The organism is Edaphobacter lichenicola, assembly GCF_014201315.1.
Taxonomy (GTDB): Bacteria; Acidobacteriota; Terriglobia; order Terriglobales; family Acidobacteriaceae; genus Edaphobacter; species Edaphobacter lichenicola_B.
The window spans coordinates 192,747-208,144 of record NZ_JACHDY010000001.1 but is presented as its reverse complement, the minus strand read 5'-3'; the positions used below and the strand labels follow the sequence as shown (position 1 = coordinate 208,144).

Here is a 15,398-nt window from a genome sequence, read left to right as displayed (position 1 = left end):
ATGCGGCTAGATGCAGCCACCGGCGATGGAGGGGATGAGCATTATCTCGTCGCCATCCTGGAAAGCGTAGGTTTCGCCACCGAGGAAGCGGATGTCTTCGTCGTTGACGTAGATGTTGATGAAGCGGCGGAGCTTGCCTTCTTCATCCTTGATCTGGGTCGAGAGCGCGGGGAACGTCTGGTCGATGTCGGCGATGAGGCCGGGGAGATTGGAGGCTGCGGAGTTGAAGTGCTTGCGGCCATCGGTGTGGCGGACGAAGGCAGTGGGGAGGGTGACTTTGATAGACATTAGAGGGCTCCTGCTGTGGCCAGTTCTGGCTCTGTGATTCCATCGAGTTCGCGAAGGTAGGCGTCGAAGTCTGCGAGTCGCGGGCGGACGGCACGGGCGTTGAGATGCGAGTAGCTGTGGGCGAGTGCGTCGGTGGTTTTGAGCCCGTTGCCGGTGATGCAGGTGACCGTGATTTCGTCGGGGGAGATGCGGCCGTCGGCGTAGAGGCGCGCGGTGACGGCGGTGGTGACGCCGCCGGCGGTTTCGGTGAAGATGCCTTCGGTTTCGGCGAGTTCCTGGATGCCTGAGACGATTTCGACGTCGGAGACATCCTCTGCCCAGCCGCCTGTGCTGCGGATCATCTTCGCCGCAGCGGGGCCGTCAGCTGGGTTGCCGATGGCTAGTGAGCGGGCGATAGTGTTGGGGCGCTGCGGCTCGATGTAGTCGGTTCCCTCTTTGACGGCGACCGAGATGGGCGAGCAGCCGGAGGCCTGGGCACCGAAGAAGCGGACGGGCTTGGCGTCAACCAACCCCAGATCGATCAACTCCTGAAAGGCCTTGCGAATTTTGCGGATGAGTGAACCGCCGGCCATGGGGACGACGACGTTGTCGGGGAGACGCCACCCGAGTTGCTCGGCGATCTCGTAGCCTACGGTCTTCGAGCCTTCGGCGTAGTAGGGACGGAGGTTTACGTTGACGAGACCCCAGGCGTACTCGTCGGCGATCTGGGTGCAGAGGCGGTTGACGTGGTCGTAGTTGCCGTCGATGCGGATGAGGCGCGCGCCGTAGACCAGGGTGTTGAGAATCTTGGCGGGTTCGAGGTCGGCGGGGACGAGGATGGTGGCCTTGAGGCCGAGACGGGCGGCCTGCGCGGCGACGGAGTTAGCGAGGTTGCCGGTCGAGGAGCAGCCGACGATCTCGAAGCCGAACTTCTGCGCATTGGCGAGCGCGACGGAGACGACACGATCTTTGAAGCTGAGAGTCGGGAAGCAGACGGCGTCGTTCTTGATGTAGAGATTGGAGGCGCCGATGCGCTTGCCGAGATTCTTTGCGCGAACGAGCGGGGTGAAGCCTACCGGAAGATCGGGCTCGAAGCCTTCGGGGATGGGGAGGAGAGCGGTGTAACGCCAGATGCTGGCCGGGCCGGCTGCGATGTTTTCCTTGGTGAAGATGCCTCGGGCGGCCTCGAGGTCATAGGCGATTTCAAGGGGGGCGAGGCAATCGGGGCAGGCGGAGAGGGGTTGGTTGCCGAACCGCTTGCCGCACTCGTTGCACTTCAGCTCGTACCGGCTACAGGAGTAGTTCATCGTGCTCTTTCCGAGGGGAAAGGGTGAACTTTTTGCGCTTACTCTCTTTTTGGGGGGCGCCGGATAGGCTAGGAAGATGAAATGCGGGGTGCAAACCTGGATTTCGGGCTTGCGTGCTCCGAATCTCATGTTCCCTGTAGCAGCCCAAAAGCCCCCAGGAGAGAGTTGACACCGGTACGCCTTTGTTCTGTCCGGTTGTCGTGGCGTCAAAGGGCTCGTCCCTCAACCACTCTGCATGAAATTCAAATCTGCCGAAGCAGACTGGAATATATCGTTTGTACCACAGGCCGGACAGGGTGGCAACCTTGTGGAGATTTTTGACGCGGAAGTTGTATCGACGGGATGCGGGTGGGTGAGTGTACTGGGCAGGTGGTAAGTGCACGAATCTGGTTGAGGAGAGAATCGCCGATGAAAAGAGAGATCGAGTTTGCTGGGAGTTTTGCGATGAGCGTGCTGCTGCTGGCTGGTTCGTTCGCGGTGGCGCAGAGTGCTACGACGGCGAAGGCGAAGAAGTCTGCGGCTACAACAATAGCCGCGACTACGAGCACCACTGCTCAGAGCGGGGTCCCGGCTGCGAATGTGCAGGTGGCTCCAGCTGCCAGTGGGCAGGCTAACGGCGCCGCCGCAACGACCGCGACGACCGCGACGACCGCAACGACCGCAACGACAACAACTAAGCCTAAGACGATGGTCAGCGCGGATAAGCGGACGATTCCGGTTCCACAGATTTAATTTGAAGTGGTATTCGGCGGCGGGATGATGTCCTTGACTCCCTTGGCGAAAGCGGCGGGGTCAAACTCCGTCCGAACGATCTCGTCGGGGCAGTCGGTGAGGATGGCGACGCGCCAGTTGCAGACGAAGGCGACGAGCTGATGATGCTGGGCGGTCTTGATCTCGGAGCACATATGTTCGGCGCGCGGGATTCCCTCTTCGCCTTCCACGTCGATCAGCACGAGATCGTAGTGACGCGACCAAAACATGGACAGGCCTTCGGTATGGTCGAGGGTGGAGTCAACATGAAATCCTGAGAGGCGGAGAACCTGGTCGCGGAGTGGCCGGATGGTTTCGCGGGTGCAGATGTGCAGGATGGACCGGGTGCTGCTGATGGGGATTTCCATTGGTTCTCTAACAACTTTCACTGAGGCCGTACGCCCCGTCTTCGAATCGAAGCAACGCTGGTCGGCGGGTTGAAGGGACTCTCCCAGACCGACCGCGCTTGAAAAGGGGTCGTCTTTATTTTACCGGAGACATTGCTGTGGGTCACCTTGGGGAGCGAACGCGCTACGCAGCTTCCTCGATCTCGATAGATTTCTTACTCGGGATCGTAGTTCAGGTTCTGGCCTAGCCACCGTTCGACCTCAGCCACGCTCATCCCCTTGCGCTCATGATAGTCGGCCACCTGATCGCGGTCGATCTTGCCAAGGCTGAAGTAACGCGATTCCGGGTGCGCGAAGTAGAGTCCACTTACGCTCGAGCCGGGCCACATCGCAAACGACTCCGTAATCAACATGCCGGTGTTGGCTTGCACGTCGAGCAGACGCCAGAGGATGCCCTTCTCGGTGTGGTCGGGGCAGGCCGGATAACCCGCGGCAGGCCGGATACCGCGATACTTCTCCTGAATGAGATCGGCGGGAGTGAGACCTTCTTCAAGCCCGTAACCCCACTCATCCCGGACGCGCTTGTGCAGGCACTCAGCGAAGGCTTCTGCGAGGCGATCAGCGACAGCCTCGGCCATGATGGCGTTGTAGTCGTCATTGTCGGCCCGGAAGCGATCGCAGAGCTCCTTCAGGCCGATGCCGGTGGTCACAGCGAAGGCGCCGATGTGATCGGGCAACTCCGTTTCTTTGGGAGCAATGAAGTCGGCGAGAGATCGACATGGCTCGCTCCCTTCCTTGTTTGCCTGCTGGCGTAGGAAGTGAAAGCGGTCGAGCTCTGTCTTGCGTGTGTCGTCTGAGTAGAGCGCCACATCGTCGCCAACTGCGCTGGCGGGAAAGAAGCCGTAGACGCCGCGCGCATTGATCAGGTTCTTCTCGATGATGCGATCAAGCAGAGTATTGGCGTCGGCGAAGATCTGACGGGCCTGCTCGCCCTGCTGCTCGTGTTCGAGGATGCGAGGGTAGACGCCCTTCAGGCCCCAGGCGTGAAAGAGCGGCGACCAGTCGATGTACTCGCGCAGCGTGGCCAGAGGAAAGTTGTCGAGCACACGTACACCGGTGAACGCGGGTGCGGGTACGTCTTCGGCGCGCCACTCAATCGGAGTCCGTCTGGTGCGAGCGGCCTCAAGGGAAATTACCGTCTGGCGTGGCGCGGAGTGGGCGGCGCGGAGGGCCTCGTATTCGGTGCGGTGCTGCGCGACGAACGCGGGCTTGCCTTCGTCGCTGAGAAGGCTGGTCGTGACGGGTACTGCGCGGCTGGCGTCGAGGATGTGGACCACCGGCTCGCTGTAGTGCGGCGCGATCTTGATGGCTGTGTGTCTGCGGCTGGTGGTTGCGCCGCCGATGAGCAACGGCAGTTTGAAGCCCTGGCGTTCCATCTCGCGGGCCACATGGACCATCTCATCGAGAGAGGGCGTGATGAGACCGCTGAGGCCGATGAGATCTACCTTCTCCGCTTTGGCGCGTTCGAGGATCTTCTCGGAGGAGACCATCACGCCCATGTCGATGACCTCGTAGTTATTGCAGGCCAGGACGACGCCGACGATGTTCTTGCCGATGTCGTGAACGTCACCCTTGACGGTTGCGAGAAGGATCTTTCCCTGGGCCTTGACGACCTGGCCCGAGGCGGCCATCTCGGCTTTTTCGGCCTCCATGAACGGGGTCAGATGCGCGACGGCCTTCTTCATGACACGGGCGGACTTGACGACCTGGGGGAGGAACATCTTTCCGGCTCCGAAGAGATCGCCTACTACGCCCATTCCGTCCATCAGCGGACCTTCGATGACCAACAGAGGACGGCCAAGCTTGACGCGAGCTTCTTCGGCGTCGAGCTCGATGAAGGTGTCGATCCCTTTGACGAGGGCGTGGGAGAGACGCTCCTCGACCGTGCCGTTGCGCCACTCTTCGGCCTTCTTTTCGCTTACCACCGAACCAACGTGCTTCAGCGATTCGCCGTGCTCCACCAGACGCTCGGTCGCGTCGGGACGGCGGTTGAGTAGAACGTCTTCGACTAAGACTTTCAGCTCGGGGTCGATCTCCTCGTAGACCTCGAGGATTCCGGCGTTCACGATTCCCATGTCCAGGCCGGCGGCGATGGCGTGATAGAGAAACGCCGAGTGCATGGCCTCGCGAACCTTGTTGTTGCCGCGGAAGCTGAAGGAGATGTTCGAGACGCCGCCACTCACCTTCGCGTGAGGCAGGTTGGCCTTGATCCAGCGCGTGGCATTGATGAAGTCGACGGCATAGTTGTTGTGCTCCTCCATGCCGGTGGCGACGGTAAGGATGTTTGGATCGAAGATGATGTCTTCGGGCGGGAAGCCTACCTCGTCAACGAGGATCCGGTGAGCGCGTTGGCAGATACGGATCTTCTCCTCGTACGTTGCAGCCTGGCCCTGCTCGTCGAAGGCCATCACGACGACGGCTGCGCCGTACTTCAGCACAGTCGCAGCGTTCTGGCTAAACTTCTCTTCGCCCTCTTTGAGCGAGATCGAGTTCACGATGCCCTTGCCCTGCAGGCATTTGAGTCCGGCTTCGATGACCTCCCACTTTGAGGAGTCGATCATGAAGGGGACCTTGGCGACTTCGGGCTCGCTCGCCAGCAACTGCAGGTAGCGCGTCATGGCGGCAACGCCGTCGATCATACCTTCGTCCATGCAGATGTCGAGGACGTTGGCGCCGTTCTCAACCTGCTGCCGGGCAATCCTGACTGCTTCTTCGTACTTGCCCTCTTTGACCAGCTTCGCGAACTTCGGCGAGCCTGCAACGTTGGTCCGTTCGCCGATCATGATGAAGACGCCAGCCTGCTGGGTGAAGGGCTGTGATCCAGAGAGGCGGAGCGGCTTGGGGTTGATGGGCTCGGCTGCGCTTACACTCACGCGGCACGCTCGATCTGGCGGGTCAATTGTCGCGGCGGCTGGCCTTCGAGTGCCTTGGCGATCGCTGCGATGTGCTCGGGCGTGTTGCCGCAGCAGCCGCCGGCGATGTTGATCAAGCCTGCCCGCGCAAAGTCACCGAGATAACGGGCCATGTCCTGCGGCCCTAGATCGAACCCGGTCTCGGAGAGAGGATTCGGCAGGCCTGCATTCGGGTAGCACGAGATCGCCACGTCCGCCTTCGTTGCGAGCTCGTCCAGGAACGGATACATCAGATCGGGGCCGAGAGAGCAGTTGAGCCCGACGGACAGGGGCTTCACGTGCTGGACTGCGTTCCAGAAGGCTTCCGTGGTCTGCGCGGAGATGAGCGTCTCGCCGCCGCGTCCGACTGCTGCGGAGATCATCACTGGCAGTTCCTTGTTGCTCGCAGTGAGGCCGTCCTGATCGAAGACCTCGCGGATAGCGACGAGTGCGGCCTTGGCGTTCAGAGAGTCGAAGATTGTCTCGACCAGCAAGAGATCAGAGCCGCCTGCGATGAGCGCACGCACCTGCTGCATGTAGGCGTTTTTCACCTGATCGAACGTGACGACACGGAAGCCGGCGTCGTCGGCGTCGGGGGAGTTCGAGAGAGAGACGGTCAGCGGGCCGATTGCTCCCGCCACAAAGCGCGGGCGTCCGGTTTCATTCGCGACACGGTCGGCCCATTCGCGGCACTGCCGTGACGACTGCTCGTTGATCTCCCATGCGAGATTGTTGAGCATCGGATCGTCGATGATCTTCTGGTAGAACTCTGGGTCTTTGCGGCCGCCGTGCTCGCGGGGATCGTCTACGAAGAATTCGCTCTGGGTGATGCTGGTCGCGCCGAAGGTATTAGTCTCGATGATGTCCGCTCCGGCTTCCAGGAACCTGCGATGAATGTCGGAGATCATCTTCGGCTGCGTCAACGAGAAGAGGTCACCGTTGTTGAGCAGGTCCTTGGTCGAGTCCTTGAATCGCTCGCCGCGGATGTCAGCTTCCTTCATGCCGTAGGTGCGGATCGTCGTGCCCATCGCGCCGTCGATTATGGCAATTCGGCTCTCGAAGATCTTTTCAAGGGGATGTTGGTTAGCTGTCGTCATCTTCATTTGATGTCCTTCACTGGTTGCGCGGTGCGTTGTCGCGCCGGTCGTAGTGCGGAGAGCCGCGGAAGCTCTCCGTCAGGTTCTGTAAACATCAACGTGGATCTTTTAGGCGAGGATCTCTGCCTGGTCTTTCTGGGACCGCACGGCATCGGGAAGCGCTGGTGTGGGAATGAGCAGGTCTTCCTTGCGCATGACGAGGGTGGTGGCGTTGAGGCTGGCGAGCTCGAAGCCGTGACCGTGGGTGATGGCGTCGGTGGGGCAGGCCTCGACACAGTAGCCGCAGAAGATGCAGCGGTTGTAGTCGATGTTGTAGACCTTGGCGTAGCGCTCGGCGGAGGAGATGCGAGTCTCCTCGGTGTTCTCGGCGGCCTCGATGTAGATGCAGTTCGAGGGGCAGGCGGCGGCGCAGAGGAAGCAGGCGACACACTTTTCAAGGCCATTCTCGTCGCGCTGGAGCTGGTGCTTGCCGCGGAAGCGCTCCTCAAATTTGGCTCCGCGCATGGGACCTTTGCCGTCGGGATAGTTCTCGACTTCAGTCGGCTGGAAGACCTGCTTCATCGTGATGCTCATTCCCTTGGCAATGGCTGCGGCGTCGCGGACGATAGACATGCCTTGAGTATACGACGGGGGCGCGGTAGGCTGAAAGCCATGAAAACCGCCTCCCTGACCCTCTCGATGCTGGTAAGTCTTTGCTTTGCTGGAGTGATCGCCGTCGAGGCGCCCGCACAGACGGTTCCGATGGGGGTGATGGCGGAGCATCAGCACGCTCCGGCGCAGCCTTCGACGAGCCTGGTGCTGACGGTGGATGGCAAGGCGACGACGCTGTCCGTTGCGGATCTGTCGGCGATGCCGCAGACGACGATCACTGTTCACAACGAGCACACCAAGGCGGATGAGATGTACTCCGGTGTGTTGCTGGGGGCGCTGCTGGCGAAGTATGGATTGCCGGTCGATAAGACGACCCACCAGAAGATGTTGCGAAGCTACCTCGTCGCGGAGGGGACGGATAAGTATTGGGTGCTGTATTCGGTTACGGAGATAGAGGGGTCAGAGCATAACGGCACTGTGATCGTTGCGACCGGTATGGGAGGCAAGCCGCTGGGGGAAGATGGACAGTTCAAGCTTGTCGATAGTGAAGACAAGAAGCCGCAGCGTTGGGTGCGGAATCTGAGTGCGATTACGGTGAAGAGCGCGGAGTAAGGCGTGGCTCTCGTGTCTTGTATGTGACAGGCTTTGCATGTCATCCAAATATTCCAAGTTTCACAATTCTTCGTCCCAGGGGCGCGTATTCTGGGTTGCATTCTCTGACCGCCGGAGAGGTCCCGATGCGAAAAAAAACACCTCGTCAGACTCTGCACTACGCCACCAAGAACTTCGGTGCCAATGCCAAGCCACTGCAACCGGGCACGGCGAACGATCAGCCGATCTTTTCGCAGCCTAAACCTTCTCCCGATCCGATTGGTTTCAAAGATCCGGTTACGGACCAGAAGTATCAAGGAATCGCCAAGGTTGAGCCCGTGCCGCAACCTGCCGGTGGCGCGGTCGAGCCGATCGTCACCCTGGAGCAGGCTTACGGGCAGGCAGGCGCTGGAGTCATCAAGGCGATTCAACAGGCGAAGCAGATTGTGTTTCACTCGGTCGGCGACACCGGCAGCGTAACCGGGCCTGACACTCAGTCGCTGGTGGCCGACAAGATGGTCTCAGACTTCAGCGAAGCGAACGCGGCCGATGTTCCGTCGTTCTTCTTCCACCTGGGCGACGTGGTCTATTACTTTGGCGAAAGCACTTACTACTACGACCAGTTCTTCGAGCCCTACCGCGACTATCCCGCACCGATCTTCGCGATCGCGGGCAACCATGATGGGGTGGTCTACCCGAACGATCCCGCGCCTACGCTGGATGCATTCCTGCGCAACTTCTGCTCGGCTACAGCGGCCCAATCGCCGGACTCGGGGAATCTTCTTCGTACGACGATGATTCAGCCGGGCGTGTACTTCACGCTGGAGGCTCCGTTTGTGCGCATCCTCGGCCTGTATAGCAATGTGCTGGAAGATCCCGGCGTAATCTCAGGTGAGAACGGGCAGAACACTGTGCTGGATAGTCGGCAGATTGCGTTTCTAACGGCTGCTCTGAAGCGGGTGAAGAGCGATAAATTTGCGGGGGCGGTGATCATCGCAGTGCATCATCCTCCGTTCACAGGAGGTGTGGAGCATGGAGGCAGTCCGCTGATGCTTGCGGATATTGATGTAGCCTGTAAAGCGGCGGGAGTGTGGCCCCATGCGGTCTTCTCCGGCCATGCGCATAACTACCAGCGATACACGCGCACGGTCAACAAACTCCAGATACCGTTTATCGTCGCGGGTTGCGGAGGGCATAATCCGCTTTCGCCGATGCGGGGCACATTCCGAACACCATACAAGATCGACAACACGCTGACGCTGGAGAGCTACGATGCAACCGACTACGGGTATCTTCGTGTGATCGTGAATGCGACGACGATGACGGTCGAATATCATCCGGAGAGCGACGGGGCCACCACCAAGACGCCTAAAGATGTAGTGACGATTGCGCTCGCCACCTACACGGTAAGCTGAATCGTCCGGCGGGAGAGTTGTCTGGTTTTACTCGATGCCAAGCTTCTTCCAGAGGGCATCGACTTTGGTCTTTACTTCGGCATCCATGGTGAGCATGGGCGGCCAGGGGCGATCGAAGCCTTCGGCGGCCCACTTGCGCGTGGCGTCGATGCCCATCTTGCTGCCGAAGTTGGGCAGGCGGCTGGCGTGGTCGAGTGAGTCGACGGGGCCAAGGGTGAACTGGATGTCGCGCTCGGGGTCGATGTTGTTGGCGGTGCGGAGGGTGACTTCGGCGAGGTCCTGCACGTCGCAGTCTTCGTCGACGACGATGATGCACTTGGTGAACATCGCCTGGCCCATGGCCCAGATTCCGTTCATGATCTTGCGTGCGTGACCCGCGTAGGATTTTTTGATCGAGACGATCATGAGGTTGTGGAAGACGCCTTCGGCGGGAAGATTGACGTCGACGATCTCCGGCAGGGTGAGCTGCATGAGCGGGAGGAAGATGCGTTCGACGGCCTTGCCCATCCAGGCGTCCTCCATGGGCGGCTTGCCGACGATGGTGGCCGCATAGATGGGGTCTTTGCGATGAGTGATGCAGGTGATGTGGAAGACGGGGTACTCGTCCTGCATGGTGTAGAAGCCGGTGTGGTCGCCGAAGGGGCCTTCGGTGCGGAGTTCGCCCAGCTCGACGTAGCCTTCGAGGATGTACTCGGCGTTGGCCGGAACTTCAAGGTCTACGGTCTCGGCTTTGACGATTTCGAGCGGCTTCTGGCGGAGGAAGCCGGCGATGAGGTACTCCTCGACGTCGGGGGGGGCGGGCACGATGGCGCTGAAGGTGGTGGCGGGGTCGGTGCCGATGGCTACGGCGACCTCCATGCGGTCTTCGCGGATCCTGGTGACGGTGGTGGCGGTGAGGGTGTCGAGGGAGGATGCGGCAGCGGTGCCGCCGGCGGTGATGGCCATCAGGTCGACGCGGGCGGCAGAGTCAGGAGAGGCTTCGCGGAGGCGCTCGCGCATGTGTTCTGCGGCGACCTTCTGGCGCTGCCAGTGCATGCCGGTGGTCTTGCCGTCGTAGACCTGCATGCGGTACATACCTACGTTGCGCTTGCCGGACTTTGGGTCGCGCGTGATGACACAGGGGAGGGTGATGAAAGGGCCGCCATCCTGTGGCCAGGTTTTGAGGATGGGTAGTTCGAGGAGATTGACCTCTTCGCCACGATGGATGACTTGTTTGCAGGGGGCGTCTTTGGCGGAGACGACCTTCGGGAAGAAGTTGCCTACCTCGGACAGCATCGGCAGGAGCTTGAGCTTGTCCATGAAGCTGGTTGGAGTCTGCGGTTTGATGAGGGTGCGGATGCGGTCGGCGATGGCGTCGAGCGAGTCAGTCTCGAGCGCAAGCCTCATGCGGCGTTCGCTGCCGAACTGATTCATCAGGACACGAGCGCCGGGATAGCCTTCTACGTTCTCGAAGAGGAGCGCGGGGCCGCCTGCCCTGCCTGTGCCTCGGCCGAGTTTGGCGGTGCGGTCGGCGATCTCCGCCATCTCGAGATCGGGCGAGACCTCGATGGTGATGCGCTTCAGTTCTCCGGCCTTCTCAAGCTGCTTAATCCATTCGCGTAGATCGTTGTAGGCCAATTCCCTCTCCTGGCTGATGCTGGTACGGCGGGCGGGTGTATCCCCCTCCCCCCTTGAAAAGTGTGCAAAGTCTTCGAACGAAACATCTTAAGGGTGGACTTAGTGTATTTGCAAGTGGACTTAGAGACTTGCTCTTTTCAGTTTAGCTGCTGGGAGCCGCTGGTTGTGTCAAGTACCGCGGCTTGTGTTTGAGAGAGCGATCGTCCTTGCCTGTTTTGGGAAGGGTTGAGGCGCGAATGGCCGCATTCCAGGCTGGTGCGGGCAGGCGCCCGCTTCGGGAACATATGCATACGTCATGGGTGTCTAACGAGGTACAGCCGTATTCCTCGCTGGATGCGCACCCTAGATCCGAACCAGATCCGAACGTTGGAGGTGCTTCCATGTTTGAGGAGAGTCTTGTTGAGTCGCGTGTTGGTGTAGTGTCGTCGAGCAAACGTTGGACGACCGTGGCGTCGATCGGCTTGCAGTTTGCCTTTGCCGGCCTTGTGATCGCTTTGCCCTTGCTGCATCCGGAGGTGCTGCCGTTTTCTGTGGAAGCGCCGAAGATGCTGCTGCCGTTGTTGCCGAAGCCGCCTGCGCCTCCGTTGCGGGTGGAGCGGGTTACGGAGGCTGCTTCGAGTTTTGCGGCGGCGGCTCCGCCTCAGCCGGCGATCCTCCCGGCGCGGCTACCGGGCAGAGGGGTTGCGGCGGAGGAAGAGCCTTCGCTCCTCGATCCCGGCAGCATGGGGATGCCCTATGGGTTGCCGATTGGGCTTAGCGTGAGAGAGTGTGGGCCGCATCCTGGTGTGTCGGTTGGGCCGGGAGTGGGTTCGGGGGGAGCTCTGCATAAGACGATTAACGTCTCGACAGGGGTCTCGCAGGGATTGTTGATTGCGCCGATTCGTCCGGTGTATCCGGCGATTGCCAGGGCTGCTCATGTGGAGGGGACGGTGGTCGTGGAGGCGGTGATCTCGCGAGGCGGAACCATCGAGAGTCTGCACGTACTGAGCGGGCCGGTGATGCTGCAAAGCGCGGCAATGGATGCCATACGAGTGGCGCGATACCGGCCTTACCGGTTGAACGGGGAGGCTGTGGATGTTCAGACGACGATCACGGTTAATTTTCGGATGGGAGGTTGAAGCAACAGAATAACCCTGGTCCTGCCGGAAGGGCCTCCTGCGCTCAGTCACCCCGCAAACGAAGACCTATTTGCGGGGACCCGATTCGGCGGTCACTTCGTGACTTGTGTACCTTGTCCTGCAGCCAGGAGCGACATAGGCCTCCCGTTGGTCGGGAATCTCTCAGATACTGCCCTCGACTTACATGGAGGGGACGGCGGATTTGGAGTCAGCCGGAAGAATCTCCTGGACGACATCGGCGCTTGGCGCCTCGGTGACGTAATCGACCAACGGGAAGCCTGCTTCCTTCCAGCCATCGAAGCCACCGCGGAGGGGACGGACGCGGTAGACGCCCATCTTGTGCAGCTGCAGGGCAAGCTTGGCGCTGGTCTCTTCGCTGGGGCAGGTGCAGTAGAGGATGACATCGCGATCGCGGGGGATGATCTCGCTGTGAGCCTTGAGTTCGTTCGGGCCGATGCGGAGCGCTCCGGGAAGCACGCGCGGGTCGGGGAGGTAATCGAGGGGATGGCGCAGGTCGACGATGAAGGGAGGCGTATTGCCACTGGCTTCGGCTGCATCAAGCATCGCCTTCAACTCAGTTGGCTCCAGACGCAGCTCGCGAACCTGCTGGAGGAACTTGCGCTGCTTCCAGATACGGTGAGCAAGGAAGCCCAGGACCATCAGAGCGAAGATGAAGAAGGCAAAGTGGCCGAGCCAGTGCAGGAAGGGCGCGCTCTTTTTGGCGACATCGCCGAAGAATCGGCCGGCGAGGATGAAGGTCTCTCCCCAGAGGAGAGAGCCGGCGAGATCCCACATGAGGAACTTGGCGTAGGGCATCCCGGTCTGGCCGGCGATGGGGGCTGCGACGGTGCTGAGGCCGGGAACGAACTTCGCGAAGAGCAGAGTGACTGGGCCGCGGCGGGTGAAGTAGCCCTCGGTCTTGCTGACGCAGGTGGAGGCTTCAAACGACAGGCGGCAGAGCAGCTTTAGGACACTGTTTCCGAAGCGCCGGCCAAGAGCGAACCAGATGGTGTCCGCTATGAGGCAGGCGAACAGAACCGCAATCACGACATAGAGATGGCTGATGGTGTGGGTCGCGCTGAGGGTTCCTGCGGTGAGCAGGATCGGGATGCTTGGGATCGGGATGCCGACCTGCTCCACCAGTACCCAAAGGAATACGATCAGGTAGGCGTAGTGGACGAAGAATGCGAGTGCGATCGGCATAGGAGTGTACTTATTACAGATGATTGGACCCGACAGTTGGATGCGAGCCCTTGCCCTTTAACATACACAGCCCGGACGCTTCGCGCGACCGGGCTGTTTCGTGAAGCGTAAAGCCAGGATTCCATGACTTCCCGGCGCTCCTCGTCTATTTTTTCCTCGTCCTATTTATTCGAGGAGGCCTACTATTCGAAGTTCTACTTTTCCAGGACCAAAGGCATCTCTACCAGATGCTGGCCGATGAACCAGGATTGCAGTTCATTGGGACGAAGAATATCGCTGACGACCAGATCGTTGGTGCCCTGGTCGCCCGCCTTATCGGCTGCCTCGGAGATGTCGAGGCAGCTTTGGATGATGATCTTGTGGGCGTCGAGGAGGCGGGAGATCTGGACGGGCACCTCTTCCCTGCCGCGAGGCGGCGGCTGGATACGGGTGATCTCCGCCACGTCGCTGCCCATGGCAATGGTGACGCCGCCCAGAAGCTGAATGCGCTCCCCAATGGTGTCGACCATCTCGATCTGTTCGTCGAAGTGCTTGTCGAAGAGAAGATGAAGCTGGTAGAAGGTCGGTCCTGCTACCTGCCAGTGGTGCTTCTTGTACATATCGCGCAGTGTGATGGAGTCAGCCAGGAGCTGGTTAAGCTGGGCGACCATGTCGGCCCGGACCTTCGCGCTCAATGGGTGAGGCATGTCCTCGACCACCGAGCCGTACTTCTGGATCTCCTTCGCCTGTGCATGCCAGTGCGGCGCTACCTTCGCGGCGCTCGAACTTGCCTTCTTGATTACAACTGCCATCTTCCACCTCGCAAGAACCTGCTGTCAGTTCTCAGATGCCGTGGCGACGGCGTCGGTTTCCCCTCGATTATTTGACCTCTACATCCGGCGTAACCGACATGCCCGGACGCAGGGCGTAGTCGCCGTTTTCCTGTTGCAGATTGGTGAAATCGACACGGACGGGAATTCGCTGGACGACCTTGACGTAGTTTCCAGTCGCGTTTTCAGGGGGAAAGAGGGAGAGCCTGGAACCGGTAGCGCCGCCGATCTGCGTCACCTTGCCGTGGAACTTGCGTCCTCCGAGAGCGTCCACCTTGAGGGTGACCGACTGCCCGGGCTTCATCTTGGAGAGCTGTGTCTCTTTGAAGTTCGCCGTGACCCAGAGGTTGGTCAGGGGGATGATGGTCAGGACGTCTTGCCCGATGCTGAGATTTGCGCCCACCTGAACGTTCTTTTTATTGACGATACCGGTGGTGGGAGCGGTGATGTGGGTGTAGCCGAGGTTCAGCAGGGCCTGATCGACCCTGGCCTGGGCCTGCTTGACGTCAGCGAGGGCGGAGTTAGCCTTGGCTTGCTGGACCCGCACCTGATCGGGGCCCGTTTTTACCGATTGCGCGGCCGAAAAACGCGACTGGGCCAGCTTCTGGATCGCCTGATTGACCGCAGCCTGCTGGCCAATGACGGTCGCTTCGGCCTCGAGGACAGAGGCCTGGTTGGCGGCATCGGTAGCTACGGCAGCATCATACTGCTGCTTGGAGATGACGTCTTTTTCTACCAGCGGCGTGTAGCGCTCTACGTCGAGGTGCGATTTGACCGCGGTAGCCTTGGCTGCGACGACACGGGCCTCTGCGGCCTGAGCCTGCTTACGGGCCTGCTCGACCGCCGCGGTACTGCCAGTGACATCGGAGCCGGTGGTGCTTACGCTGGTGTTTACATTGACGCCTATGATGGGCACGTTAACCGTAGCCTGGATGGCAGCGGCCTGCGAGCTGGCGAGGTTCGCCTGTGCCTGCTCGAGGGCTACCTGATAGTCACGTGGGTCGATCTCGGCGATAGGATCGCCTACTTTGATCTGCTGATTGTCTTCCACGTAGACCTTGATGACCTGACCGGTGACGCGGGAGCTTACCTGGTAGAGATCGCCGTCTACCTGGGCGTCGTCAGTGTCCTCGCTGAAGGTGGAGCGCCAATAGAAGATTCCGGCTCCAATGACAAGAAGAATGATGACCGCGATGACGATGAACTTACGGCCGGATTTCTTCTCCGGAGCGTCATCGTCTTCCTGCTTCTGGGAATCCGCGCCTGGGTTCTGCTTGGCGCCGCTGATCTGCGCGGTCTGGCCTTCTTGCTGCTGATCTATTTGGTCTGGCAAGT

At 60.4% G+C, this 15,398-nt stretch carries 14 protein-coding genes and 1 riboswitch; of the genes, 4 read left to right on the top strand and 10 right to left on the bottom strand.

What is annotated here, in order from left to right; translation table 11 throughout:
- Window positions 1–6 precede the first annotated feature (6 nt).
- Window positions 7–288: a MoaD/ThiS family protein gene (locus tag HDF09_RS00865; protein WP_183760359.1), complete on the bottom strand. Its 282-nt coding sequence runs from the start codon at window positions 286–288 to the stop codon at window positions 7–9.
- Window positions 288–1,574 carry a threonine synthase gene (gene thrC / locus HDF09_RS00860; RefSeq protein WP_183760357.1) on the bottom strand — a complete coding sequence of 429 codons (1,287 nt, stop codon included), beginning with the start codon at window positions 1,572–1,574 and terminating at the stop codon, window positions 288–290. Before thrC ends, HDF09_RS00865 begins: the two co-directional genes overlap by 1 nt.
- A gap of 122 nt (window positions 1,575–1,696) precedes the next feature.
- A riboswitch (SAM riboswitch) is annotated at window positions 1,697–1,816 on the bottom strand.
- A 166-nt stretch (window positions 1,817–1,982) separates the two neighbouring features.
- Between thrC and HDF09_RS00855 the strand changes: the two genes are divergently transcribed.
- Window positions 1,983–2,306, top strand: a complete 324-nt coding sequence (locus HDF09_RS00855) for a hypothetical protein (protein WP_183760355.1) — start codon at window positions 1,983–1,985, stop codon at window positions 2,304–2,306.
- On the opposite strand, the gene HDF09_RS00850 is transcribed toward HDF09_RS00855, so the two are convergent.
- The 4 genes from HDF09_RS00850 to nuoI form a co-directional block, all read right to left on the bottom strand.
- Window positions 2,303–2,692 (bottom strand): response regulator, encoded by a 390-nt coding sequence (locus HDF09_RS00850; protein ID WP_183760353.1) that lies wholly within the window; start codon window positions 2,690–2,692, stop codon window positions 2,303–2,305. The two genes, HDF09_RS00855 and HDF09_RS00850, sit on opposite strands and share 4 nt — an antisense overlap.
- A 194-nt stretch (window positions 2,693–2,886) precedes the next feature.
- On the bottom strand, window positions 2,887–5,604 hold the full coding sequence (metH, locus tag HDF09_RS00845; RefSeq protein WP_183760351.1) for a methionine synthase: 2,718 nt from the start codon (window positions 5,602–5,604) through the stop codon (window positions 2,887–2,889).
- The gene (locus tag HDF09_RS00840) at window positions 5,601–6,719 is read right to left on the bottom strand and encodes a homocysteine S-methyltransferase family protein (RefSeq protein ID WP_183763025.1); all 1,119 of its coding nucleotides are present in this window, start codon (window positions 6,717–6,719) and stop codon (window positions 5,601–5,603) included. Before HDF09_RS00840 ends, metH begins: the two co-directional genes overlap by 4 nt.
- Window positions 6,720–6,827: 108 nt before the next feature.
- Window positions 6,828–7,331 carry an NADH-quinone oxidoreductase subunit NuoI gene (gene nuoI, locus HDF09_RS00835; protein ID WP_179638293.1) on the bottom strand — a complete coding sequence of 168 codons (504 nt, stop codon included), beginning with the start codon at window positions 7,329–7,331 and terminating at the stop codon, window positions 6,828–6,830.
- Window positions 7,332–7,370: 39 nt separating this feature from the next.
- On the opposite strand from nuoI, the gene HDF09_RS00830 reads away from it, so the two are divergent.
- Together HDF09_RS00830 and HDF09_RS00825 are read left to right on the top strand one after the other, a co-directional pair.
- Window positions 7,371–7,922, top strand: a complete 552-nt coding sequence (locus HDF09_RS00830) for a molybdopterin-binding protein (RefSeq protein ID WP_183760349.1) — start codon at window positions 7,371–7,373, stop codon at window positions 7,920–7,922.
- A gap of 125 nt (window positions 7,923–8,047) precedes the next feature.
- Window positions 8,048–9,316 carry a metallophosphoesterase family protein gene (locus HDF09_RS00825; RefSeq protein WP_183760347.1) on the top strand — a complete coding sequence of 423 codons (1,269 nt, stop codon included), beginning with the start codon at window positions 8,048–8,050 and terminating at the stop codon, window positions 9,314–9,316.
- Between the two features lie 27 nt (window positions 9,317–9,343).
- On the opposite strand, the gene HDF09_RS00820 is transcribed toward HDF09_RS00825, so the two are convergent.
- Window positions 9,344–10,933, bottom strand: a complete 1,590-nt coding sequence (locus tag HDF09_RS00820; RefSeq protein ID WP_183760345.1) for a UbiD family decarboxylase — start codon at window positions 10,931–10,933, stop codon at window positions 9,344–9,346.
- A 380-nt stretch (window positions 10,934–11,313) separates the two neighbouring features.
- Between HDF09_RS00820 and HDF09_RS00815 the strand changes: the two genes are divergently transcribed.
- Window positions 11,314–12,051: an energy transducer TonB gene (locus tag HDF09_RS00815; protein ID WP_183760343.1), complete on the top strand. Its 738-nt coding sequence runs from the start codon at window positions 11,314–11,316 to the stop codon at window positions 12,049–12,051.
- A 180-nt stretch (window positions 12,052–12,231) separates the two neighbouring features.
- Here the strand turns inward: HDF09_RS00815 and HDF09_RS00810 are convergent, their stop codons facing one another.
- The 3 genes from HDF09_RS00810 to HDF09_RS00800 form a co-directional block, all read right to left on the bottom strand.
- The gene (locus HDF09_RS00810) at window positions 12,232–13,254 is read right to left on the bottom strand and encodes a VTT domain-containing protein (RefSeq protein ID WP_183760341.1); all 1,023 of its coding nucleotides are present in this window, start codon (window positions 13,252–13,254) and stop codon (window positions 12,232–12,234) included.
- A gap of 194 nt (window positions 13,255–13,448) precedes the next feature.
- Window positions 13,449–14,045, bottom strand: a complete 597-nt coding sequence (locus HDF09_RS00805) for a Dps family protein (protein WP_183760339.1) — start codon at window positions 14,043–14,045, stop codon at window positions 13,449–13,451.
- A 67-nt stretch (window positions 14,046–14,112) separates the two neighbouring features.
- Complete coding sequence (locus HDF09_RS00800; RefSeq protein ID WP_183760337.1) at window positions 14,113–15,396, bottom strand: HlyD family secretion protein; 1,284 nt, start codon at window positions 15,394–15,396, stop codon at window positions 14,113–14,115.
- Window positions 15,397–15,398 lie beyond the last annotated feature (2 nt).